This is a genomic window from Microcoleus sp. PH2017_09_SFU_O_A, assembly GCF_020738625.1.
GTDB lineage: Bacteria > Cyanobacteriota > Cyanobacteriia > Cyanobacteriales > Microcoleaceae > Microcoleus.
Genome location: NZ_JAEQCF010000024.1, coordinates 26,755 through 51,473, shown reverse-complemented (window position 1 = coordinate 51,473; position 24,719 = coordinate 26,755). Strand labels below are relative to the sequence as shown.

General features: G+C 43.2%; 18 protein-coding genes. 4 read left to right on the top strand and 14 right to left on the bottom strand.

Features of this window, described 5'->3' with window-relative positions; all coding sequences use genetic code 11:
* Nucleotides 1-55: 55 nt before the first annotated feature.
* The gene (locus JGK16_RS11820) at nucleotides 56-607 is read right to left on the bottom strand and encodes a Uma2 family endonuclease (RefSeq protein ID WP_293190571.1); all 552 of its coding nucleotides are present in this window, start codon (nucleotides 605-607) and stop codon (nucleotides 56-58) included.
* A 600-nt stretch (nucleotides 608-1,207) separates the two neighbouring features.
* On the opposite strand from JGK16_RS11820, the gene JGK16_RS11815 reads away from it, so the two are divergent.
* The 3 genes from JGK16_RS11815 (at nucleotide 1,208) to JGK16_RS11805 (ending at nucleotide 6,455) form a co-directional block, all read left to right on the top strand.
* Entirely contained in the window at nucleotides 1,208-3,580 is a 2,373-nt protein-coding gene (locus JGK16_RS11815) for a tetratricopeptide repeat protein (RefSeq protein ID WP_293203101.1), read from the top strand.
* 130 nt (nucleotides 3,581-3,710) lie between these two features.
* Nucleotides 3,711-5,531, top strand: coding sequence for a glycoside hydrolase family 99-like domain-containing protein (locus tag JGK16_RS11810; protein WP_293190573.1), 1,821 nt, complete (start codon nucleotides 3,711-3,713; stop codon nucleotides 5,529-5,531).
* Nucleotides 5,532-5,582: 51 nt separating this feature from the next.
* Nucleotides 5,583-6,455, top strand: coding sequence for a glycosyltransferase (locus JGK16_RS11805; protein ID WP_293190574.1), 873 nt, complete (start codon nucleotides 5,583-5,585; stop codon nucleotides 6,453-6,455).
* A gap of 77 nt (nucleotides 6,456-6,532) precedes the next feature.
* Here JGK16_RS11805 and JGK16_RS11800 read toward each other — a convergent pair whose 3' ends face one another.
* The 3 genes from JGK16_RS11800 to JGK16_RS11790 are packed head-to-tail and all read right to left on the bottom strand — an operon-like array spanning nucleotide 6,533 to nucleotide 10,929.
* Nucleotides 6,533-8,044, bottom strand: coding sequence for a class I SAM-dependent methyltransferase (locus JGK16_RS11800; RefSeq protein WP_293190575.1), 1,512 nt, complete (start codon nucleotides 8,042-8,044; stop codon nucleotides 6,533-6,535).
* A gap of 46 nt (nucleotides 8,045-8,090) precedes the next feature.
* Nucleotides 8,091-8,957: a sulfotransferase family 2 domain-containing protein gene (locus tag JGK16_RS11795; protein WP_293203098.1), complete on the bottom strand. Its 867-nt coding sequence runs from the start codon at nucleotides 8,955-8,957 to the stop codon at nucleotides 8,091-8,093.
* The gene (locus JGK16_RS11790) at nucleotides 8,944-10,929 is read right to left on the bottom strand and encodes a methyltransferase domain-containing protein (protein WP_293190577.1); all 1,986 of its coding nucleotides are present in this window, start codon (nucleotides 10,927-10,929) and stop codon (nucleotides 8,944-8,946) included. Before JGK16_RS11790 ends, JGK16_RS11795 begins: the two co-directional genes overlap by 14 nt.
* A gap of 362 nt (nucleotides 10,930-11,291) precedes the next feature.
* Between JGK16_RS11790 and JGK16_RS11785 the strand changes: the two genes are divergently transcribed.
* Complete coding sequence (locus JGK16_RS11785) at nucleotides 11,292-13,883, top strand: tetratricopeptide repeat protein (protein ID WP_293190578.1); 2,592 nt, start codon at nucleotides 11,292-11,294, stop codon at nucleotides 13,881-13,883.
* Nucleotides 13,884-14,110: 227 nt separating this feature from the next.
* On the opposite strand, the gene JGK16_RS11780 is transcribed toward JGK16_RS11785, so the two are convergent.
* The 10 genes from JGK16_RS11780 to JGK16_RS11735 all read right to left on the bottom strand — a co-directional run bounded on the left by JGK16_RS11780 (nucleotide 14,111) and on the right by JGK16_RS11735 (nucleotide 24,612).
* Nucleotides 14,111-15,019, bottom strand: coding sequence for a transketolase C-terminal domain-containing protein (locus tag JGK16_RS11780; RefSeq protein ID WP_293190579.1), 909 nt, complete (start codon nucleotides 15,017-15,019; stop codon nucleotides 14,111-14,113).
* Entirely contained in the window at nucleotides 15,016-15,834 is an 819-nt protein-coding gene (locus JGK16_RS11775; protein ID WP_293190580.1) for a transketolase, read from the bottom strand. Before JGK16_RS11775 ends, JGK16_RS11780 begins: the two co-directional genes overlap by 4 nt.
* Nucleotides 15,834-16,613 carry a TylF/MycF/NovP-related O-methyltransferase gene (locus tag JGK16_RS11770; RefSeq protein WP_293190581.1) on the bottom strand — a complete coding sequence of 260 codons (780 nt, stop codon included), beginning with the start codon at nucleotides 16,611-16,613 and terminating at the stop codon, nucleotides 15,834-15,836. The genes JGK16_RS11775 and JGK16_RS11770 overlap by 1 nt, the downstream gene beginning before the upstream one ends.
* 45 nt (nucleotides 16,614-16,658) lie before the next feature.
* Nucleotides 16,659-18,482, bottom strand: a complete 1,824-nt coding sequence (locus JGK16_RS11765; protein WP_293203096.1) for a GNAT family N-acetyltransferase — start codon at nucleotides 18,480-18,482, stop codon at nucleotides 16,659-16,661.
* Between the two features lie 57 nt (nucleotides 18,483-18,539).
* The gene (gene rfbH / locus JGK16_RS11760) at nucleotides 18,540-19,889 is read right to left on the bottom strand and encodes a lipopolysaccharide biosynthesis protein RfbH (protein WP_293190583.1); all 1,350 of its coding nucleotides are present in this window, start codon (nucleotides 19,887-19,889) and stop codon (nucleotides 18,540-18,542) included.
* A gap of 75 nt (nucleotides 19,890-19,964) precedes the next feature.
* Nucleotides 19,965-20,963 (bottom strand): GDP-mannose 4,6-dehydratase, encoded by a 999-nt coding sequence (locus JGK16_RS11755; protein ID WP_293190584.1) that lies wholly within the window; start codon nucleotides 20,961-20,963, stop codon nucleotides 19,965-19,967.
* Nucleotides 20,960-21,736 carry a glucose-1-phosphate cytidylyltransferase gene (rfbF, locus tag JGK16_RS11750; protein WP_293190585.1) on the bottom strand — a complete coding sequence of 259 codons (777 nt, stop codon included), beginning with the start codon at nucleotides 21,734-21,736 and terminating at the stop codon, nucleotides 20,960-20,962. Before rfbF ends, JGK16_RS11755 begins: the two co-directional genes overlap by 4 nt.
* Before the next feature lie 30 nt (nucleotides 21,737-21,766).
* Nucleotides 21,767-22,009 carry a DUF5678 domain-containing protein gene (locus tag JGK16_RS11745; protein WP_293190586.1) on the bottom strand — a complete coding sequence of 81 codons (243 nt, stop codon included), beginning with the start codon at nucleotides 22,007-22,009 and terminating at the stop codon, nucleotides 21,767-21,769.
* A 22-nt stretch (nucleotides 22,010-22,031) separates the two neighbouring features.
* Entirely contained in the window at nucleotides 22,032-22,985 is a 954-nt protein-coding gene (locus JGK16_RS11740; RefSeq protein ID WP_293190587.1) for a GDP-mannose 4,6-dehydratase, read from the bottom strand.
* 607 nt (nucleotides 22,986-23,592) lie between these two features.
* A complete protein-coding gene (locus tag JGK16_RS11735; RefSeq protein WP_293178915.1) occupies nucleotides 23,593-24,612 on the bottom strand; it encodes a type I glyceraldehyde-3-phosphate dehydrogenase in 1,020 nt (339 codons plus the stop codon).
* Nucleotides 24,613-24,719: the final 107 nt, after the last annotated feature.

Genomic DNA, 24,719 nt, shown 5'->3' with positions numbered 1-24,719 from the left:
AGGTGTCATCACCCTCAAAACGTAGTTGTAACTGAGGCTGGCTATCTCTTCACCTTTAGGTACTGGTTGTCCTGTTATGTCCGGTGATTGGTGGATAGCGCTCGACATAAGCCCCATCGACTAATTGCAGAATTCGCCATACCCGCCCGTTAAACCGCCAAAACTCAGGCACTCCCATACTCGCATAGAGTGTATTTTTATTGAGATCCGTATGAGTAATATCCACTTCCACGACTAAATCCGGGGCAGGATCGACATTCAAATTAACCGGGCGATCGGCAACTAAGGCATAATTCTGGATATAGTACCCATTGTCGGGTTCGGCGCTCTTGAGTAGGTCTTCGCGATCGAGGGTAGTCGAGCCCATCGTCTTCATTTTCATCCCCATCTCAACGATCAGGATTCTAATAAAAAGTTCAATCAAGCGAGCAGAGCGTTCGTGTCCTTCGAGGGACTGGGTAATTTCTAACACTCCGTTATCGTAGGTAAAGCGGGCGCGGGTGCGATCCGCCAGCAAACTTTGAATTTGCTTGAAGGCCTGCCAATCGAGGTCGCGAAAGGTGAGGCGCTTTTCTCCGACAAGTTGAGGTGGCGGCTCTAACAACATCAAAATTACCGCAATTTGAGATCGGATCGGATGTACGGTTGAAACCGCTTCTACACAAACGATGTCCGCCTCCGGGGACTAAGGATCGCGAATTAAATAACTTACAATTTTAATTATTGTGGGATGGGCGTCCCGCCCGTCCAGAAAGGGCGGGCGTCCCGCCCACCCCACTTTCAAGAGTGTAAATTATTTAATTTCTATTCCTAAGAGAGGATAACGTAATTTTAACCGCCACTCTTCAACTCCTCGCTCGATCGCGTGCAAGCTTGTATAGACGCGGTTTGGAACCGTCTTCTGAACCTTATTATAAGATATTTCTTCAACAAGTCTTGTAGTGCAGGCATCCTGAGTGCGATCGATTTTGGTGCTACTCGTTCTGCTCTTCAACCGGCGTCCGGCGGGTTTTGTTTGTATAGACGCGGTTTCAACCGCCCGGTTTCAACCGCCCGGTTTCAACCGCTGAGTTTCTCCCCAGTACCCCGAGTGAAAAAAAATAAGACTTAGGGGAACAAGCCTGCTACTGTTAGTGTCAAACGCAAGTATAATTATTTAACGTTTCGACTACCCTATTTAATTGCTGCCTCAGTCGCCACCGCCCCTATGCCATCAACAGTCAATACAGAATCAACAGCGGTTCAATTTAACCAACAGGGAGAAATATACTTATCCCAACGGAAATTAGCAGAAGCGATCGCCTCCTGCGAGCAAGCTTTAAAGATTGACCCCAATTTTGCACCGGCTTACAAAACTTTGGGCAATGCGCTGCAAGCTCAAGGCAGAATGGAAGAGGCGCGGCACTGGTACGCTAAAGCTATTGAAATTGCACCGAATTTTGCGGAAGTATACGCGAATTTAGGCAGCATTGGCGCGCAGCAGGAAAAATGGTCGGAGGCGATCGAGTTTTACCAAAAGGCGATCGCGCTTAAGCCTAATTTCGCCGGAGTATACCGGAATTTAGCCAAAGTATTCGGACAAATTGGCAAAGCGGCAGAAGCTCAAGAATGCTGGTATCGCGCATTCTGTTTGGAACCGGAAAAAGCATCTCCGGCAGAACATTTAAGTATGGGTGATGCTTTCTTTCGGCAAGAAAAGTTCCCGGAGGCGATCGGCTGTTACGATCGCGCCATAAAATTAAATCCTAATCTACCTCAAGCTTACCAAAACTTAGGCGAAGCGCTGAAAAAAGAAGGCAAGTTACAGGAAGCGACAGTATATTATCGTAAAGCTATTGAACTGAACGCAGCTAATGCTAGAAACGGCAGCGAGGGAGAGCAAACTTTGGCGGGTGCGACGGCGACTAACGGTGCAGCAGTTAAACCGCAACCCGCAGCAACCCCAGCCAAGCCGGTAGTCAAGCCACCAGTACAGCAACCAGTTAATTCTATAATTAATATAGAAGATCCAGAAGCATACAAAATACTCGCAGAAGGCTATTTTGCTCAGGGAAAATTGGAACAGGCAATTTCTGCTTGCAAAAAAGCTTTACAAATTAAGCCGGAAGCGCCACTTTATAAAATGCTCGGCAACGCCCTGCAAGCAGGTGGCAAAATTGATGAAGCTAAAAGTTGCTATGTCAAGGCAATCGAAATTAACCCGAATTTTGCCGAAGCCTACGCTAATTATGGCAGCATTTGCGCGCAGCAAGAACAGTGGCAGCAAGCGGTTTCTGCTTACGAAAAGGCGATCGCCATAAAACCGGATTTTGCCGGTGCTTTACGAAATTTTGGGAAACTTTTGGCGCAGTTAGGCAAGTCGGAGGCGGCAGCCGAAGCCTGGTATCGAGCATTTGCGATCGATCCGAAGTCGGGCACGGCTGAGGATTTGGAAAATTTAGCCAAAACTTTGATCGAGCAAGGTAAGGTAGAGCAAGGAATTGACTGTTACCGACGCGCGGTTGAGTTAAACCCAAATGCTGGCGCAGCTTATCACGAATTGGGCGAACTTCTGAAGGGTCAAGAACAGTGGGAAGCGGCAGTAGATGCTTACACCAATGCAATTAAAACTAATCCCGAACTTTCTTGGTCGCACAACAATTTAGCTGAGTCGCTGGTTAAGTTGGAACGGTGGGAAGAAGCTATAAATGCTTATCGCAAGGCGATCGAATTAAATCCAGATTTTAGCTGGTCTCACAACAATTTAGCAGATGTGCTGCTGAAGTTGGAACGCTGGGAAGAAGCTGTAAATGCTTACACTAAAGCAACAGAATTAAATCCAGATTTCAGTTGGTCGCACAACTATTTAGCAGATGCGCTGATTAAGCTGGAACGCTGGGAAGAGGCTATTTCTGCTTACCAAAGGTCGATCGAACTAAATCCCGATCATTTCTGGGCCCACAACAATTTAGCAGAAGCGCTGGTGAATTTGGAACGCTGGGATGAGGCGGTGGTTGCGTACCGGCGCGCTAACGAACTGAATCCGAGTTTCTTCTGGTCTCATAGCAAGTTGGGCGATGCGCTGCTAGAAATGGAAAGATGGGATGAGGCGATCGCAGTTTACCGTCGCGCGGCGGAGTTGAATCGCGATTTTCCGTGGACTTATTACAACATGGGGACGGCTTTTGAGAAGCTGGAACGGTGGGATGAGTCGATCGTTGCTTATCGCTGTGCGGTGGAAATTCAGCCGGATTTGCCGTGGATTTCGCAGAAGTTGGCTGATGCTTTGAGGATGCGATCGCAGTGGGATTTGCAGGATGCGATGCGTTTGTACCAGCGCGCGATTCAGGAAAATGCTGATGACTTGCAGTTGTATCACAAGGCGCTGGAGATTGCACCGAATGATGCTGACCTTTATGTTGGGTTGGCTGATGCTTTGGTGCGGCATGGTTGGGTTGATGGGGCGATCGTCTTCTATCAGATGGCGTTGCAGGTTCGGCCGGGCGATCGGGCTATTGCAGCGCGGTTAGACAAGGTGCTGGAAAAAAAAAAGCCAATTAAAAACCAGTCGCGAGTAGAGATAGATATTGAGTCCGGTTAAAAGCCCCGAACCAGTCCCCAGTAGTCGTATTGAAAATCAGTCGCGAGTAGAGATATTGAGTCCGGTTAAAAGCCCCGAACCCATTCCCAGTAGTCGTATTGTTGTCGCCGAACATCGGAAAGCTAAACCATTGAACGGAGATGTACGTTTGATTGCTTTCTATCTGCCACAGTTCCATCCAATACCTGAGAATGATTTATGGTGGGGCAAAGGCTTTACGGAGTGGACTAAAGTAACCAAAGCTCAACCTCTATTTGAGGGGCATCATCAACCTCAGCTTCCAACGGATCTAGGCTTCTATGACTTACGGATTCCTGAAGTTAGAGAAGCGCAGGCAGCACTAGCTAAAAAATATGGGATATTTGGTTTTTGTTATTATTATTATTGGTTCGCAGGTAAGCGCTTGCTTCACCTTCCTCTTGATGAAGTGTTGCGAACAAAGAAACCTGATTTTCCATTCTGCGTTTGTTGGGCGAATGAAAACTGGACCAGGCGGTGGGATGGAGCTGAACATGAGATCCTGATCGCCCAAGCACATTCGCCAGAGCAAAATAAAGCTTTTGCCGAAAGTTTAATTCACGTTTTGCTTGACGAGCGATATATTCGCATCAATGGCGAACCATTACTTATTGTGTATCGGAGTGATATTTTGCCAGATCCTCTACAGCTCACAGAGCAGTGGAGAGAGGTTTTTAGAGCAAATGGTGTCGGAGAAGTTCACCTTTGCCTCGCCATTACCTGTTTTTCTGGTTATGTAGACCCGGTGAGCATAGGTTTTGATTCTGCATTGCAGTTTCCACCGCATGGAGTACCTGCTCGCGAAATCTCACCCTCTGAACTTGTGGGAATGCACCCAGATTTCACCGGAAAGCTGATGGATTATCAAGACGGTGCTATCAATGCCGTAGCGACAAGCCTTCCAGACTTTAAAATATTTCCTGGAGCTATGCCGTCATGGGATAACACGGCTAGAAGAGGAAATACTGCTCATGCTTTTATTAATTCCAACCCAGATACTTACGAGTTTTGGCTGCGCGGTGCGATCGAAAAAACCACACAAAGGAATTCAGGCGATGAACGAATTGTTTTCATTAACGCTTGGAATGAATGGGCGGAAGGAGCCCACCTAGAACCAGATCAGAAATATGGGCATAGCCACTTGTTAGTTACCAGTAAAGCACTTAACGGGACACATGGTTGGAGAACGAGTCTTAATCTGCTACGCTATTTTCCTAATAAAACCGCAGACTATCTCAATCAACTGCTTGATGAATTAGACGAAAAAACTACAGCTCAAGAGCGCTCACTTCAGGCATTGTACATAATTATCCAAAGACTTGTTATCATCTCCGAGATTTTTCATCATCAACAAGATTCTGAATTATCGTGGAACTTGGAATCCCCGAAACCTGAAATGCAGTGTGATATCAATTCTATTGTTATAACAGGGTGGATCTTGCCTGCCATTTCTCCTGCTGTTAGCATAGAATTGATATCTAACAATCAGATTATTCAGCGAATTGCTGTTGATATACAGCGTCAGGATATAGCTGACGCTTATTCCTTGTCAGGTGCCGCGCGAACCGGCTTTTCAGCCAGGTTAAAATTAGAGAGTGTAGGAGCTGAACAATCTATAAATTTGCGTGCTGTTCTGCAAGATGGAAGTTATATTCCATTATCATTGATTCGCTTACAACCAGGTCATAACACGCTTCAAAACTTAGGAATAGCTGTAGATAAAAAAGGTCAATTCCGTAATTTGCAGTCTGATATAAAAACAAGGATCAATCAGATCCGAACCCTTCCTATTGAAGGAAGCGAGGAGCTGCGTTGGGAATTGCTGAATCACTTGGAGGAAAAAATCGAGAAGCAAGAACAAGTGATTGCACCAATATCCAATTTTCTTAAACAGATTCCTGGAATCAATCTTTTTTCTTTCGATGTAAATTAAAAAGATTTGGGAGAGTTTGTAAATTAGAGAGTAGTATGAGGAATTTGAGTAATGAAAAAGATTTCAGAAAATCCCCTAGTATCCGTAGTTATTCCCTGTTACAAACACGAAAAGTTTATTGAGAGGTGTTTGGAGTCAGTTGCAGCTCAGAGCTATGAAAATATAGAAGTTGTCATTGTTGACGATTGTTCACCGGATGCTTCAGCTTCGGAGATACAGCGGTTAATTGAGAGTGAAAGTTGGGGGTCTAGATTTTCTCACCCCGCACAATTTCACGGTTTTACTAAGAATCAGGGAGCTCATGCTGCAATCAATTATGGCATAACCCAAGCAAAGGGAGAGATTATTGCACTTTTGAATTCAGATGATGTGTATCATTCAGAACGAATCAAAGCTACGATTAATGCAATGCAGAAAGGAGGGCATGAATTTGTATTTAGCCGCGTGCAGTATATAGATGAAGATGATAGGATTGTCACCAACTCTCATGCTGTAGCTAAGAATTACTTTGATTACCAAAGAAAGATTGATCTTAAGCCGTTTCCTTCTGTTGGATTTGCTTGCTTATCAGCAAATGTAAGTATTTCTACAGGTAATTTTGTTTTTACAAAAGCGCTTTTTAATCAGGTGGGTGAGTTTAACGATTATCGGTATTGCCATGACTGGGATTTTCTGTTGCGTTCCATAATTTATACAGAACCATTTTTTCTTGAAGAAGACCTCTATTACTATCGGTTTCATGGAAAAAATACTTTTGAGTCTTTGGCAGCAATCGGCCCTCAAGAATCAGCAAGCTTGCTCAGAAATTTTTTCTCAAAAGTTCAATGTCATTGGTCGCCTAATACCGTTGCACCTTCTCCATTGAATTGGCCTGGTTTCTTTGAACTCTTTATCCACTGGCATGGATTAGAGCGGTTTATGTAAAGACTAAGGCGGCGATGAATTCGTAAGCATTGGGCTAATGGGCTCACAGTGTAGGACACTGTGAGCCTAATTTAGTATCAGCGATCGCCGATAGGTTTTTGCATGACGATCAGCGACTGCGGGATGATCGCTGGATCGTAGGTGAAATCGCAGAAATCTAGATATTTAGTCCACTCTCGCTCAACGTACTTCTGGGGGATTACGGCTTCTCCGTAAAAAGAGGCGTCCCGAGGGCCTCCGCCCCCCGTTGCACTGTATAAAAACTTCCCGCTGTCGTAATCTGCCAGAGCTGCTTCAGTATTCACAAATGAGTGTGCCAAGGCATGATGCCAATTATTAGAAGTATTGCTCTGGTTTCTGAGCGTACGACAAAGTTCAATAAAACTGCGCGCCTGAGTCGTGGCGACGAAGATGCCTCCTGGTTTTAGTATCCTCGAAAACTCTTCCACCCACTTGATGTGGACAGGTTCTGCCAAATGAGAAAAAACTGAATAGGCGTAAACAATATCGAAAGAGCCCTCAGAAAACTCCAAAGGAGGTAGTGGTTTGATGGCGCTGTAGTTTCCGTGTCTGACTGTGTTGATACAGAGATCGGTCATTTCTGAATCCACATCAATCCCATATAAATTCTCGGCACCGACATCTTTGAGGAAAAACCGAATTATCCGTCCCCATCCAGAGCCAAAATCGAGAATACGACTATCTCGCTCTAATTTCAGCCCCACTTTCCCCAAATGCCGCTTGATTTCAGAATAGAAATTAAACGCTTCGTTAAGAGCCTGCTGCCCCGACATCCCGACAAACTGACGCTGAAGTTCTTCTGGTGGAAATCCCGGCATTTCAATGCCGTCTACGACGCTGCGATCCAGGCTTTGAAGCAGTGTATCGAGCCATTGCCGATCGCTCATGCCAGACCCATAAGTCAAGATAGCAGCGTTAGTGCTTTTGCTGGCAACAGCCTCCGGTTTGGCCGAAGAATTTGTTTTCAGCGGATGGTTCGCCAATTCTGCGGATAAATTCATTGTGGCGATTGCCTGCAATTGCTTCCCAGTATGGTATTTTTCGGAGTTTAATTGTTGTGATTGCTTTTGAGTTTGGTGCAGAAAAGGCTGATGTTGCTCTAACTCTGACTGAATCTGTTCTAGTCGAACCCGAGAACGCTTTAAATCTGCCTGAATCTGCTTTAAGCGCGGAAGCTTTTGCCTAAATCTCACCACTGCGATCGGCACACTGCTTTGATCTGAAAACACAGCTTCAAGAACTAATTCACATTCCTCTGGCAGTTCGCTTACTCCTACTTCAGCCGAAAAACCGCAGTTTTCCGAACCTGCTACCTTTGAATGAATTTTAGCTACATCCGGGCGAGGATTATTAGTAGCAATTTGCTGAATTATTTGGCCACCGCTAGTTACTTTAATGGCAACTGCTGGATTTTTTTTTCCTAATATCCAGCCATAAACAAAAATTTTGTCCGTTTCAAACTGGAGATTATTGCGCGGGCTATCTATATTATAGCCCCATAGCAATCCGGAATCTTCTATGGACAAGGCAGCCACATCTAAAATTTCAATTAAAGCTTGTTCAGTCATTGTTTTTGTTTTTGGTTTAGCTTTTGTTAGGAATGAATATCTGATCTTAACTGGAAACGGTGACTGTGTTAGCAATTATAGAGCGATTTCGCTCCAGTTTTGCCTGAACTTGTGACAGCTTCTGCCGAGATGCACTCAAAGCTATATCGTACTGTTGAAATGAACTTGACAAGCCTTTACGTTTAGCCCTCATATCTAATGCGGCTTGATAAATTTCCATGTCTTTGCTAGTTATTTCTGTTAGCTTTTTCAGGATATTTTTGTCAGCCAATGCTTTTTGTAAATTATCCCGATAATTAGGATACTTATTTTGATTGAAAACCTCCATTTTAAAATCAGGCCAACCTAGGATATGCTTCAGTTCCGCTAAATCATCTTGAAAAAATTCTTGAACACCAACAAAGTAAAAATCAGTTAAATCTACATCTCGACAATAGAAATCAGCTAAGGGATTTATCCCTTTTTTAGCGTTGATATCTGCAAATTCTAACAGACTGATGTTATTTTCAACCATATATTTATGTTCTTTACTAAAAAAAACATCTTTTTGCGGTTGCGACTTCCAAAAAAAATAGCCAGAAATGAATTGAATAATTGGATTTCTCAACCAAATTATTCTTTTGGCTGATGAGAAGTATCGCTTGTATTTTCGTGCAGCAAAATGACCGTGAATAACCTTTATTTGCGGTTTAACAGACAATTTCGGCAGAATTTTTTCTACTTTTTCTTCTTGATAGTCAGAAAAAACTTGCATCTCGCCGTAAACCTGTTTTAAAGCTCTCCCAAACGTTCCTCCCGCTGTTTTGTGTACGTGAACAGAGATGATTTCCACTTGAGAATCTAAGCATAAATTCTTCATTACAAATTTGACTCCTGTGTCTTGCTGAACATATGTTTTATCAACTGGCAACAACAGCTTTTAGAGTCGTTACACTACGCATTAGTTGTTTCCACTCCACTGAGCTAGTCAGAGAGTAGCTATCAAATTCATAACCTTTCTCAGACGAGAACTTCGCAAAACTTTCTAACCAGTTTACCAATGTTTCTGTGCGCGATAAAGGCGTACATTTCAAAGATTGCTGCAAGCACTGAGCCACAGCAGCCATATCACCTTTGCGGTAAGCATACCAGGCATCCCACAACAAGAGTTTGTACTGCATCGGGATCTGTCCCTCGTCGGTCTGAGTGGCGGCTAGACTTTGTTGAAACAGCAATCGCTCCAATACTTCCTGAGTCTGATGCAGTTGAGACTGAGATTGTTCTAAGACACCATCAGTCTCGTGCAGTTGAGCTTTAGCCTGTGCTAGTTCAGAAGCAGTTTGAGCCTGTTGAGACTGAGATTGTTTTAATTTTATTTCAGCCTGTGCTAGTTCTGCTTCTGTTTGAGCCTGTTGAGATTGAGATTGTTTCACTTCTGCCTGGGTCTCGTGCAGTTGGGATTGAGATTGTGCCAATTCTGTCTGAGTCTTGTGCAGTTGAGATTGAGATTGTTCCCATTCTGTCTGAGTCTGATGCAGTTGATATTGAGATTGTTCCCATTCTGTCTGAGTCTGATGCAGTTGATATTGAGATTGTTCTAACACGGACTCCGTATCTTGTAGTTGGGATAGAGATTGTTCTAACACGGACTCCGTATCTTGCAGTTGAGATAGAGATTGTGCCAATTTTGTGTGAGTCTCGTGGAGTTGGGATTGAGATTGTTCCAATTCTACCTGAGTCTCGTGCAGTTGAGATTGAGATTGTTCTAACACGGACTCCGTATCTTGCAGTTGAGACTGAGATTGCTCCAACACCGCCTGAGTCTCGTGCAGTTGAGACTGAGATTGTGCCAATTCTGTCTGAGCCTGATGCAGTTGGGATTGAGATTGTGCCAATTCTGTCTGAGTCTGATGCAGTTGGGATTGAGATTGTGCCAATTCTGTCTGAGTCTGATGCAGTTGGGATTGAGATTCTTCTAACACTGCCTCGATATCTTGCAGTTGGGATTGAGATTCTTCTAACACTGCTTCGGTATCTTGCAGTTGAGACTGGCATTGCATTAATATTACCTCAGTCTGATGCAGTTGAGACTGGTATTGACTCAGCAGTGCTTTGGTTTGATGCAGTTGAGACTGAGATTCTGCCAATGCTACCTGATTTTCTTTAAATAAGTCGTCGGGTTTGTCAATATATATAGAATCTATAGCTGGCTGCACATCTATCACTTCATCTGAACATATAGCGATAAAATAAATTGGCGCTTCTAAGGAGCAAACCTTCTGATTCACTTCACTATCATCAAAGGTATAAGCCTTGAAGCTAGGTTGACTTGGCTCCTTCAAAGGGAAAACAAAAGATCCTGTTGCCAACCTTTGACCGTAAATTTTAACGTGCTTAAAGTGGCGATTCAGCAAGCTAATAAATTGATAGTCGTACAGCTCTTTGACGTGAAATGGGTTAGAATATTCAGGCAAATCTGAATAAGTCAGCCGATTGGGAGAAGAAATTATCACTAGCCCCCCGGGCTTGAGAACCCTTTTGATTTCTTGCATCATTTCTTCATGTTTATTGTGATGCTCGATAGTTTCAAACGATGTAACAATATCTACAGATTGACTGGGAAGGGGAATCGCTTCACAAGCTCCTACTACAAACTCTAAATTGGGACGATCTCCGTACTTTTGATTGGCATATTCTACAGATTTGGAGTCAATATCAACTCCCACAACTGAGCAAGCAAATTTTGATAAACTTGCAGAGCCGTATCCCTCTCCTGAAGCTATATCCAGCACTTGTTTGTCGCGAGCTAACTCAATGGACAGAGCATATCTGTGCAAATGTTCATACTTGATCTGACCCTTCATGCAATTCGGCAGATATCTTTCACCTGTAGGTTCTAATTCCATACTTTAATATCCTCCTTATGTTTAATTTATCGCTATCTCCACTGATTTTATACTAATCAGAGTACAATCTCCCTCTGTCTATCAAAGACTCTGAGCAGTCGCAGGATGTTTCCGCCAGTCTCGCCCCAAACAAGCTAAAGCCTAGTCCAGAAAATTCTTTACACTACAACTTTACCTTACTCGCGATCGCGCTTATGCACCGGTGGCACAGGGATAAAACCCTTACCGTCCCGACTATACCAGATCTCAAGCCACCTGAGGCTCGGTTGCCAAGATGATGTATTATAAACAATGCTGGTGCTGGAGTAAGCAGCCCCATTGGTTCTGAAATAATTTTATAGCGGAAAAGTAATTTAGCAAAAATGAAGGAGCAAAAGGCTGTGACCGAATTCGACAAAGGCAATCAACTTCTGCAAGAGGGAAAAGTAGAAGATGCGATCGAGGCTTACCGCCATGCAAGCGAACTGAACCCTGATGCTGATTGGATTCATAATGCTTTGGCAAATGCACTGCGACAGCGAGCTCAGTCGGATTTAGCAGAAGCGATTGGGGCATACCGCCACATGATCGAACTCAATCCCGACAATGTGGAAGGCTATCACAATCTTTTGCAACTTCAATCTGATAATTGGGAAACCTGGTTGCAGTTGGCCCAAGCTTTAGTGAGGCAGGAACAGGTGCAAGAGGCTATCGCGGCTTACCATCGTGCGATAGAACTCAATCCAAAATCTTTTTTGTCGCACCAGCAATTGGGGAAAGTTTTGGCAAACCAGGGGGATGTGGCAGGGGCGATCGCATCTTACCGTCGCGCGGTTGAACTAAATCCAGAGTCAGTAGAGATTATAGAATATTTATGGGCTGAATTGAGCCGACAAAGACAGTGGGAGCAAGCAGTAGACCTCTACTGCCAAATCCTGGAAGCTAACCCAGAACTGGCATTGGCTCATTATCATTTAGGAGCCGCCTTCACTTATCTGTGCAGGTGGGAGGAAGCCGCAGCAAGTTACCAGCGGGCAATAGAGCTAAACTTGGAGTATTCGTTTTGGCCACACCAACTGTTGGGATCTGCCCTAGCCAAACAAGGCAAGCTGAATGAGGCGATCGTTGCTTACCAAAATGCCTTAGAGATTCAACCAAACGGATGGGGATACTTTGACTTAGGGATGCTGTTTGTAGAGCAGAATCGCTTGGATGAGGCCCTTTTGTGTTATCAAAAGGCTGTAGAGATTGAACCAAACCAAGCACAGGCTTATTCGTCTTTGCAGGAAATCCTTACTACAGCCTACCATCAGTTAGGAATCCACCAGGCAGAAAAAGGTCTGTTAGATGAGGCGGTAGCCTGCTTCCAGAAAGCCCCACCGGTTGAACCTACCCTGGGAGATGTGTACGAGTATTTATGGAAGGGATTGAATCAACAAAGCGTACTCGACGAAAGCAGTCATTATTGCCAAAAGGAGATTCGACGGGAAGCAGTTGAGGTTTATTTCGGTAGAACTTGTATCTATAAAACTATCAATTTGTGGAATTTGACGAATGATGATAAACAATATCTCAAAAAAACAGGTTTATCATTAGATAAAATAGAATTAACTATCAAAGATCAGCGCAGCCTAGAAAAAATTTATATGAGTAGTTTTGGGATATCTCCTCTCGAAGACTATCCTCAAAAGGAACTGAAAAATGGACAACTATTTCAGCAAAGTATTGTAGAAACTAGCTATATTTATACTCCTTGTATTTTCAGTGGTAAGATATTGCGATCAAATCAGTCCTATGTAGTTGGGGAGATATGGCCAACACCTATTAATTTCTATCGATTTGTAGGGCAGGAAGTATTTTACTTGCTAGTCGGAGACTGGATTGGAGATAAAATGTATATCTATCTTCCTAGCCTAGAACTAATTATTCAAAGTAGCCATTTAGTATCAAAGATCCAGGGAGGAGCTCTCTTGAATAAGTTTAAAGGATATATGGTCAGTGAGTGGAAGCAAGTTCTACCCTATTTGAGCAACCCCCATAAGCAACTCGGGTTAGTTTTGGGATTTTTCGGGAATATTGGTCATTATACATGGAATGACTTAACTGGTATTCAATACCTTCATGAAAGAAATATACTGGCAAAAATAGATAAGTTCATAGTAGGCTCTTTGGAATACTTTAATGTAGCTGATGTTTGGCAGAAAGAAATTATCCCAAGTAAAAGAATTCAGGTAGAAGAGCCTCAGAACCTGTTTCAAACAGTTCTTGTCAATAACTGTTTTACTGTTCGAGTAACTGACTTTTCAATAAAAGAGGATTTGGTAAAAAGAATTACTAGAAGCTCAGCTGAAAAATGCTCTCAAGAATTATCGCAACAAATTGAAATTGCCAAACAACATTTTCCGTTACTGTGCTTTCAAATTCGTGTTCATATCCGATTCTGGTTATCTCAAGTCGAAGGAATTGCAAACATTATTAATATGGTATCACAAAAAAATCCTAATTTAGGAGTGGTATTTGATGGGTGGTCACGAACAGAAATTGATAGCCCAGGCGATGATGAGATGATAGCTCTTGAAAATGGAGAGGTTGCGAAAATTATTGATCGTCTAGATGCAAAAATTAAGACTTATAATGCAATCGGCTGTAAAACTTACGAAAAAGTAGTGTGGGCTCAAGCTGTGGATACATACGTTGCACCTTTTGGTTCGGGACTCACTTTCTTGAATACGATTGCCAATAAGACGGGGGTTGTACATGGGGATGTCAACTGCGCTGATGCCGCTACTAAAAACTTCTTACTATATCGGGAAAATTGGAACCCTTACTTGTTAGTGCCTGGTTATCATCGGGAAGGGGATCACACTCCGGCTGTTCACCGCAATTATGATTGTGATTGGGAGTTGATTTACGATGAACTTATAAAAATAATCAATGGGTTATCGAAAAAAGATAAAACAACAGGTATGAACTAAATGGAAAACTATAAAATTGCTGGAGTTCCTAGTCTCGTCTCTACCAGATCGCCGGGAAAAATCATAGTTATATTCGATAATACCCTCTGATGAATTTAAAAAATATGGGTTCTATGTTAAGGTGTTAAGCATTTAAATTGAGTATGAACAAAAGGCCAAACTCTTATACCTGAATATTAACAGGGAATCGGGATAAATGATTTAAATGCACAACAGCTTATCAAAATTCAAAGACTAATCGCCACCTCAACAATTTCCTCTAAAGAAAGCCCCTGACTGGCTCGTAACACAGCCTGACTACCAGCAACTTTGATCGCTTCTCGCTGCAATCTCAAAGATTTGAATTTTACAGGTATTTCCCCCAGAGCTAAGACTTCTGCTACCGCACTTCCTAACCCACCTAAACCATGCTCTTCCACTGTAAGAATTTTACCTGTTTTTTTTGATGCTTGCACAATAGCAGACTCATCCAGAGGGTAAACCGTTGGCATACTCAAAACTTGCACTGAGTATCCTTGACTAGCCAATTTTTCAGCAGCCAAAACAACGGACTGTAACATCCCACCCGTACTGATCAAAGTTAAATCAATGCCTAACTGCAAGCTAATCGCTTTCCCGATTTGAAACTCTGGCTCGATTTGATGTACTACAGGTTCACCCGCCTTACCTAAACGCAAATAACAAGGCCCCGGAGTATTAAGTATTGCTTGAGTTGCCAATCGAGCTTCTACCGGATCACCAGGAGCAATTACTGTCATGTTAGGTAATACCCGCATCACAGCAATATCTTCTACACCATGATGAGTATAACCCAGAGATCCATAAGTCAATCCCCCGCCCACCGTCACAATTTTTACATTCAAATTGTGGTAACAAACGTCATTGCGAATTTGTTCTAAACAACGCATCACCGGAAAATTAGCGATCGAGTAAATAAAGACGACTTTCCCCGACAAAGCCAAACCCGCAGCAATTCCCGTCATGTTCTGTTCAGCCACACCCACATTCACAAAACGGTCGGGAAAGCGACCAGAAAATCCTTCTAACACAGAATAGCCTAAATCACCGCACAGAAGCCAAATGCGTTCATCTTGTTCCGCTAGTTCACACAGGGTTTTAATAAAAGCTGTTCTCATAGTTGGATCTCTAATTCCGATAAAGCTTGTGACAATTGTTCTGTATTGGGGGATTTATAGTGCCAAGGTAACTGATTTTCCATAAAACTAACACCTTTACCCTTTGTGGTATGAGCAATAATAACGCTGGGCTTTCCAGGCTCAAACGGTACGCTGTTGAGTACATCTTCAATTTGCTGATGATTATGACCATCAACTTCTTGCACTGACCATCGGAAGGCTTTCCACTTATCAACTAAGGGGTCTAAGTCCAGAACCTCTTTAACTGTACCAAAGCTCTGAATTTTGTTGTAATCAACAATCACTACAAGATTATCTAAATGATGGTGAGGTGCAAATAAAATGGATTCCCAATTTGACCCCTCATCAATTTCACCATCACTGAGTATGACATAAACCTTGTAAGATTTACCCTCTCGTTTCCCAGCCAAAGCCATGCCACAACCGATGGGTAAACCGTGTCCTAAAGAACCTGTAGAAACTTCCACTCCTGGGACTTCATAGCTAACATGGCCTGTTAGTAGCGAACCATCTTGACAATAAGTGTCCAGCCATTCTAGAGGGAAAAAGCCTCGTTCTGCGAGAACCGCATACAAAATGGCTGTAGCATGACCTTTACTGAGAATAAAACGATCGCGCTCTGGTAAATTGGGATTAGCTGGGTCAATCTTTAAGATTTGACCATACAAAACAGCCAATATATCTGCCATAGACAGACAACTGCCCACATGAGAAGCATTTGCCCTATGCACCATTTTCAAGGTGTGACGGCGGATGGAATTGGCTAATTCCTGACATAAGTTTTGTTGTAACATTACTCTTTAACGAAATAAGAAATGTAAGGATCAAAGGGAAAACGGCATAGTTTAACTTGTGTTAAATCTAAGGTTTCTAGCAAGGCTGTAGTTTCCCCAGGAAATTCTGGACAATTTAATTCATCAAAAGCAACTATTCCCCCTTTAACTATTCGGGGATATAAATTTTCTAAGGCTGCTTTTGTAGGCTGATAAATGTCAAAATCTAGATATAGCAAGCTAATCAGTAAGTGAGGATGAGATTCTACATAACTAGGGATTGTTTCACAGGCATCTCCCGCTACTAGCTCTACTTTTGGAATATGTTTAAGAGGGCGATTTTCATCGTGCAATGCAACGAGATGTTGAATTTCATCTACCATTGAATTATTAATTTTTAAGGCTCCCTCATACAAATGTTCAGATGCACCATGTTTATAATCCTTTTCATCTAAAGTCGGAAATCCAGAAAAGGTGTCAAAACCTATGATTTTGCGAGTATGATTGTATGGCTCAAAGATTGAGGAAAAATGTAGCCAATTTATTATCCCGCCTCCCGCAAACACGCCACATTCTACAATACTACCATTGACAGGTAAATTAAGTTTAAAAATTTCATATCTCGCTATCATGCGAGCTACATCCTGCCTTCTTACATGACGCGAAAACTGTTGAAGTTTAAGTGCTAATGGTAAGGCTGATGAATTAAATGCTTCACTCAAACTTCCAACAAGTCTTTTCTCTTCATCAGTATGCTTTGCATTGTGGCACAGTCCTGTTGTTATATTTTCTTTCATCATTAATTTTTTGTCCTCATTGTTTTTCAAAAATACAAAAAGAGATTATCAACCTTGTCCAAGGATTTCTTGAAGGCACTGACAAATATAATCAACTTCCTCACGCTTCAAACATACTCCACTAGGCAAATTAATTGCTTGATTCCCGACCCTTAAAGCCGTAGGTTGAGGAGTCTGAGGTTTATTCCAGAATGGGTACTGACTAATTGCCGGAAAGACGGGGCGAGTATCAACATTCCGTTTTTTTAGTTCTTCCCTCAATTGATCGCGAGTAACACCAGCAGTTTCTTCTAAAAAAATACTACTCATCCAGTAAATACTTCTTGCCCAATTCGTTTCATAATTTAACTTAACATGGGGAACATCTTTCAGTCCCTCATCATACCAAGAAAAAATGCGACGCTTGGCTTCTATTAGCTCATCGACTCGTTCCAATTGACCTAACCCTAATGCTGCTTGTATATTAGACATTCTGTATTTATAGCCTTTTTGCGTCGCCCAAAACGTCCCTGGCAAAGTCCCCATATTCCAAAGTGCCCATGCTTTTTTGTATAGTTCCTCGTTATTCGTTACCAACATCCCCCCTTCACCCGTGACCAATAACTTAGCACCTTGAAAACTATAAGCAGCAAAATCACCAAAGGTTCCTACTTTTTGCCCTTGACATTCAGCACCGATCGCCGGAGCTGCATCTTCAACGACATACAAATTATGCCGACGGGCAATCTCCATAATTTTGTCCATTCGCGCTGGATGCCCATAAAGATGAACAGGCATAACAGCCTTAGTTTTGTCCGTTATTTTTGATTCAAAGGAAACCGGATCTAAACACCAACTATCTAACTCAACATCGGCAAAAATAGGTGTTGCTCCTACATATAAAACAGCGTCTGCCGTTGCCACCCAAGTAATATCAGGAACAATCACTTCATCCCCAGGCCCAATCTCTAAAGTAGCTAAAGCCAAGTGCATAGCATGAGTACAATGACTTGTATTGAGAGCATACTTTACTCCCAAATACTCAGCAAAAGAATTCTCGAATTTGTTGATATAATCCTTGAATTTATGATTCCATCCATAACGCACAGCATCGACAACATAGCTAACTTCTCTCGCAGACATAGAAGATCCGGCTGTCAAAATTATATTGGAACCATCAATGATGATTTTAGGCGCATAAACCATCCGTAAAAAATACTTATCAGGTTCAGCTTGATCCAGTCCATCGAAATCACGATAATAAACACTCTCACCTTCTTCGTGGCGACGTAAAGGAATTAGCTTATCCTCTTTAAATCCTAATTTTTTGTAAAAGGCGATCGCTTTGTGATTATCACTGAAAGTTCTTAAGTAAAAACTACGACATCCCAGAGTATCTTTAGCCCAATCAAACAAAGCTTTAACAGCATTACTCATAATTCCAGGATGAGAGCCTTGTATGCCTCGAACAACATTATCAAGCTCTAATTCGTATTTTTCATTGATCCCATTAGCAAAACCCAAATGACCAATTCGGTTGCCATAAGGATCAAGAACTAAGAACAAAATTCGATCTTCAACATTGAGTAAGCTATTTCTTAGCCATTGCTTGGTTCCTTCTATAGTGATTTGAGACTGGCTAGGGTACAGCGCACTATTGTCAATTCGCCATTGAGCTAATTGACTAATTAATTGTTCATCGGTTGTATGCAGCTCGCAAACCGGAACTAAATAACATTGCTTGTCTTGAAAAACAATGCTTTTAGCTAATAAATCATCAAAATTTTGAGTTTTCTTAAGAAAAGTGAATTCTTTTTTAACAGCTTTTTTATAAACTGCTATTGCCAGTTTTGATGCAGGACTTTCAAGAACATTCATATCACTTGTAACCATTTTAACTATCCTAATATTTACTTAGTAACTGCTTCAGGATATTGAAGCTATTTTGACTCAAACTGACTGATGATAGAAGTCCTTAATTTTGGAAACCACATAGCCTAACATTACCTCAGTCAACCCTGGAAATAGCCCAATCCAGAACGCATTCTGCATGACTTGATTAGTATTGCTCAAGTTCCCGACAACTCGATAGGTTAGACCTTTATAGGCAGGTTGCCTGACAAGATTTCCACCAAACAGCAATCTAGTCCCAATGCGATTTTCCTCTAGATACTGCACAAGCGCATTCCGAGTAAATGGTGCATCCTCCCTAACTGATAGCAGAAACCCAAACCAACTTGGCTCAGAATCTTGGGCTGCTTCCGGCAAAACCAAAACATCTTGTAAATCTTGCAAGTGCTGATATAAAAAATCAAAATTATGCCGACGTTTTGCCACAAACTCCAGTAATTTATCCAACTGAGCACAACCGACAGCAGCTTGCATATCCGTCATTTTCAAATTGTAGCCAACATGAGAATAAGTGTACTTGTGGTCATACCCAAATGGCAAATCCCCCAACTGCCAGTCAAACCGCTTGCCACAAGTATTATCCACTCCCGGCGGGCACCAGCAATCGCGACCCCAGTCCCGGAAAGACTCGACAATCTTCTTCAGGCGAGTATCATTCGTCAACACTGCGCCTCCCTCACCCATAGTCATGTGATGCGCTGGATAAAAACTCGCCGTTGATAGATGCCCAAACGTACCAGTCTTTTTTCCTTGATAAAGGCTTCCCACCGCATCGCAATTATCCTCAATCACCCAAAGGTCATGCTTCTGTGCAAAGGCAATTACCGCCTCAATATTAAACGGATTACCCAATGTATGAGCAACCATAATGGCGCGAGTGCGGGGCGAAAAAGCATCCTCTAACTGATCGGTATCGATATCGTAGGTGGGTAATCTTACATCCAAAAATACAGGCACTAACTGATTCTGAAAAATCGGATTAACCGTAGTAGGAAACCCAGCGGCAACCGTAATCACTTCGTCACCTGGTTGCAGCCGTTTATCCCCTAACTTTGGTGAAGTCAGCGCCGATAAAGCTAATAAGTTTGCAGAAGAACCAGAATTGACTAACAGGCAGTGCTTGACTCCCATCCACTCAGCAAACCGCTCTTCAAACTCAGCCGCATAGCGCCCAGTAGTGAGCCAAAAATCTAGCGACGCATCGACTAGCTGTACTAACTCGCGATCGTCAAATACTTTACCTGAAACTGGGACATAAGTTTGACCAGGAACAAACTGTTTGTGGGCAAACTTAAACTGATGGTATGCTTCAACGGCAGCAAAAACTTGCTCTCTAAGCCTTTGCTCTTGCTCGGAACTACTAACTGGGCGCGGTGTGGCTTGGGTCATGGCGATCGCAAATCAATAAGATAGTACAGGTATGAGTTCGGGAATCAATAGGTCACTATACCATTGAATCATCAATCACACGTTAATAAAACAGGGATTTTCATCCATCAAAAATTGCTCATACCACTCTATGGTTTCTTTTAACCCTTCTTCTAGAGGATATTTAGATTCCCAACCGAGCATTTTTCGCGCCTTATCTGCCGAAAGATACTGATGCTTAATTTCATTCTTTGCCCGATTCAATACGACAGGCTCTAAATAACTCTTACCCATCAATCTCAAAACATGATCTACCATGCCCCGCACAGAAATTTGGAGCTCGTTGCTGAAATTAAATGCCTCTCCCAAAATTTCTTTCCTGTCCATTTGCTCAGCCAAATGGAGATAAGCTAAAACCCCATCCTTCGCATAGAAATAGTCCCGAATAAAAGTGCCATCACTGCGGATCACTACTGGCTTTTCGCGTAATGCCGATCGAATAGTAGACGGAACAATGCGATTAAAATTCAAATCTCCACCGCCGTAAAAGTTACCACAGCGAGTAATACAAACAGGCAAACCGTAACTGACGTAATAAGCCCGACTGATTAAGTCAGCACAGCTTTTAGAAACATCATAAGGGTGTTCTCCTTGCAGCGAAGTAGTTTCGCTGTAAGGCAAAACTAGCTGGTCTCCATAGGCTTTATCGCTGGATGCGATGACTATTCGACTCACACCTCCAACGCGGCGACAAGCTTCGAGAATATTCCAAGTGCCTTTAATATTCGTTTCAAAAGTTGCCAGCGGCTCTCTATTGGCAACTCCTACAATTGTCTGAGCTGCTAAGTGAAATACAGTATCTACTTCGTACTCATTAATCGCTCGTTCTACGGTTGGCAAATCTTCTACACAACCGCGAACAATATTAATTTGCCGATACCATTCTCCAGCATACAGTCTAGATTGGGGTATCAAGTCACGGACTAATCCCGTTACCAAGGCTCCTCTTTCCAGCAACTCAGCTACTAACCAGTTACCCAAAAGACCTGTGCAACCTGTCACTAATACCGATCGATCTCGCCAAAATTCACTCATTCCCACACCTTCCAAGGAGCCTCTCCATTATCCCACAGTTCATTTAAATACTTATACTCGCGGTAAGTATCCATAGCAAAAAAGAAACCTTCGTGGCGGTAGGCCATCAATTCTCCCTCAGCCGCTAACCGCTCTAGTGGCTCTTGCTCAAAAAAACAATCATCCCCGCTCAAAGCCTCAAATATACTGCGGTGAAGTATCAAAAATCCGGCACTAGCCCAGCCATCTATTTGAGGTTTTTCTGTGAATTCCAGAACTTTGCCTTGATTATCCACATCTAAAATACCATATCTCGATATCGGGCGCACTGTCGTGACAGTTGCCAGCTTACCATGAGACTTGTGAAAATCCACCAGCGCCCCAATATCGATATCTGCAACTCCATCACCGTATGTCACCATAAAGGTATCATCAGTAATGTATTTCTCGACACGTTTCACCCGCCCCCCAGTCATACTGTCAGGCCCTGTTTCCGCCAGTGTCACCTTAAAATCTTGCTCCTGGTGTTCTTCGTGATAGGTAATCTGATTTTGGCGGCCTAAGCAAATAGTAAAATCATTATTCATCGCTTCATAATTCAGGAAATACTCCTTAATCATGTTGCCTTTGTAGCCTAAACACACAATAAAGTCCAGGAAGCCGTAGTGGGCATAGGTCTTCATAATATGCCAGAGAATCGGTCGTCCGCCCACATCAACTAGGGGCTTAGGACGAAATTCTGTTTCTTCTCGGAGACGTGTCCCCAAACCACCGGCTAATATAACTACTTGCATCGTTTCACAGCTTTAAACGTCATCAACTCTCTATTTACAACAGTGGAAGCGTGGGAAGCGGACTGGTTCAACAAACTCGCTTTCAAATATACGATCGATCGCAAAACCCAATTTAGGTATATCAGCCGGAATCCCGTCCTTCATTTTGTCATAATCCCGATCGCCACTAATTACACCTTCGTTACTATAAGCGATCCACTGGCCCCGATATTTTTTCAATTCACGGCGATTGGCCTTATACCACTCATTAGCCGTTGCATATTCTGCCGCCATATTTTCACCTCATAATTTTCCCTCAAACCATCCTCGCCTCCACCATCATCCGCACTACATCCGGCATCTTGTACTTCGCCTCCCATCCCAACTTTTCTTTTGCCTTACCCGGATTTCCCCTCCCAACTCCAATCTCCGTCGGTCTGTAGAGACTCACATCAGTTACCAAATGTTCCCGCCAATCCAAACCAGCAGCAATAAACGCTGTCTGCACAAACTCCTCCAAAGGATAACTTACACCAGTAGCAATTACATAATCATCCGGTTCAGACTGCTGCAACATCAAATACATCGCCTCTACATATTCCGGCGCCCAACCCCAGTCCCGCTGCACTGAAATGTTGCCTAAGTGGAGTTTTTCGGAACTTCCCGCAGCAATTCGGCACACAACAGATACAATCTTTTGGGTGACGAACCTCTCCGGGCGCAGTGGCGACTCGTGATTGAACAAAATACCAGAACACGCAAACAAATTGTACGCTTCCCGATAATTTGCTACTTCCCAAAATGCTGTAGCCTTCGCCACTGCGTAAGGACTTCTGGGGCGAAAGGGCGTGTTTTCATCCGCTGCACAACCTCCGGTATCCCCAAAACATTCGCTAGAACTGGCATTGTAAAGTTTAATTTTACCGCCTGCAAACCGAATTGCTTCTAACAGATTTAATGTACCTGTGGCAATACTTTCGAGGGTTTCTACCGGTTGTTCAAAAGACAGAGCGACGGAACTTTGACCCGCTAGATTGTACACTTCGTCGGGTGCAATTTTTGCTAATACTTGCAAGACGCTGCGAAAATCGTTGAGAGACATGGATTCTAGTTTTACTCTGTCTCGGATGCCCAAACGAGCCAGGTTTCCGAAACTAGACATTTGGGCGTCTCTCGAAGTGCCGCAAACTTCATAACCTCGATCGAGCAGCAGTTTAGCTAAATAAGCTCCATCTTGACCTGATATACCACAAATTAACGCTTTTTTCATATAAATTTTGACAACCAAACTCTAGCTTAACGATTGCTATTTTTCCCGTTATTTAACTTTTACCGTCAGAATTTTTATTATTTTTAATATTTGGGATTTTTCGAGGAGTTACCAGAGAAGACCGGGCGGTTGAAACCGCGTCTATATAGACAAAACCCACCTCCGTGGGTTGAAGACGTGGCACTTACAATTCGGTTATTTTTCCGTCGGCGTCCGGCGGACATCGTTTGTGTAGTGTAGACGCGGTTTCAACCGTACGTCCGATTTACAAACAAATTTCAGGACTTACGCCGGAGGACTAAAGAAACCGGGTTTTTTACCGATATTAAGGGTTTGAACCAAATATTTGGGTGAAAAAACCCGGTTTCTGGCTACCCGTGCGTAAGTCCTGAAATCTCCCTTATAGCCGAGACGAGATCCCCCTAAATCCCCCTTAAAAAGGAGACTTTGAGAAGACTCTTGTCCCCCCTTTTTTAGAGAAGGCTCATGTCCCCCCCTTTTTTAGGGGGGTTAGGGGGGATCTGGGTTATAGCATCAAACAGTAGACCAATATTGCTTTATTCGTTATTTTTACCTTTTGCCTACTGACCAATGCCTTCTTCAGATACTAGCCTTCCCACCGTTGGGCGACCAATTCAGCCAAGTCAACTACGCGCTGGCTGTAGCCCCACTCGTTGTCGTACCAAGCCAACACCTTTACCATGTCGCCGTCCATCACCAGTGTCAAGCTAGAATCTAGGATGGAAGAAGAATCGTTTCCGCGATAGTCGCAAGAAACCAGAGGCAAATCGTTGTACTCCAAAATCCCCTTCATCGGGCCTTCGGCTGCTTCTTTGAAAACTTGATTTACTTGCTCGGTAAAAGTCTTTTTCTCTACCTGAGCCACAAAATCAACGACCGACACATTAGGAGTCGGAACCCGCATGGCGATGCCATTTAACTTACCCTTCAATTCTGGAATCACCAAAGCCACAGCTTGAGCAGCACCAGTAGAAGTAGGCACAATATTCATCGCAGCAGCCCGCGCCCGTCGCAAATCCCGGTGGCTGGCATCCAGCAAGCGCTGGTCGCCAGTATAGCTGTGGGTAGTGGTCATCATGCCTTTGACGATGCCAAAATTTTCGTGAAGCACTTTCAGTACGGGAGCTAGACAGTTAGTAGTACAGCTAGCATTGCTGATGACAGTGTAGTCACTGTGCTTGTAGTTGTGGTGGTTGACTCCCATCACATAGGTGCCAACTTCTGGCCCCTTACCGGGAGCAGTAATTAGCACTTTTTTAGCGCCGGCAGTGATATGCTTCGAGGCACCAGCTTGGTCAACGAAGACGCCGGTTGCTTCAATAATCAGATCAATACCCCAATCTTTCCAAGGCAGGTTGAGCGGATTGCGATCGCTCACGCATTTAACTGTCTTGCCATTGAGAATAATCGAATTTTCATCCGTACTGATGTCCACACCCTTCAACGTTCCCATCATGGAATCGTATCTCAGCAAGTGAGCATTAGTTTTCGGATCGGAAGTGTCATTAATTGCTACCAGCTCAAGCTGGCTATTTTCTCGGCCCAGCAAGCAGCGCGTAAAACTGCGCCCAATACGTCCAAAACCATTGATCGCGACTCTAATCACCTAGTACCTCCTAATGATGGCAGCCCTTAACTCAGGCTGAATTTTTGGAAAAATTTAATAATTGACTTCTGACACCAGATCATATCGCAAAGGCTGATCCTTTCTAA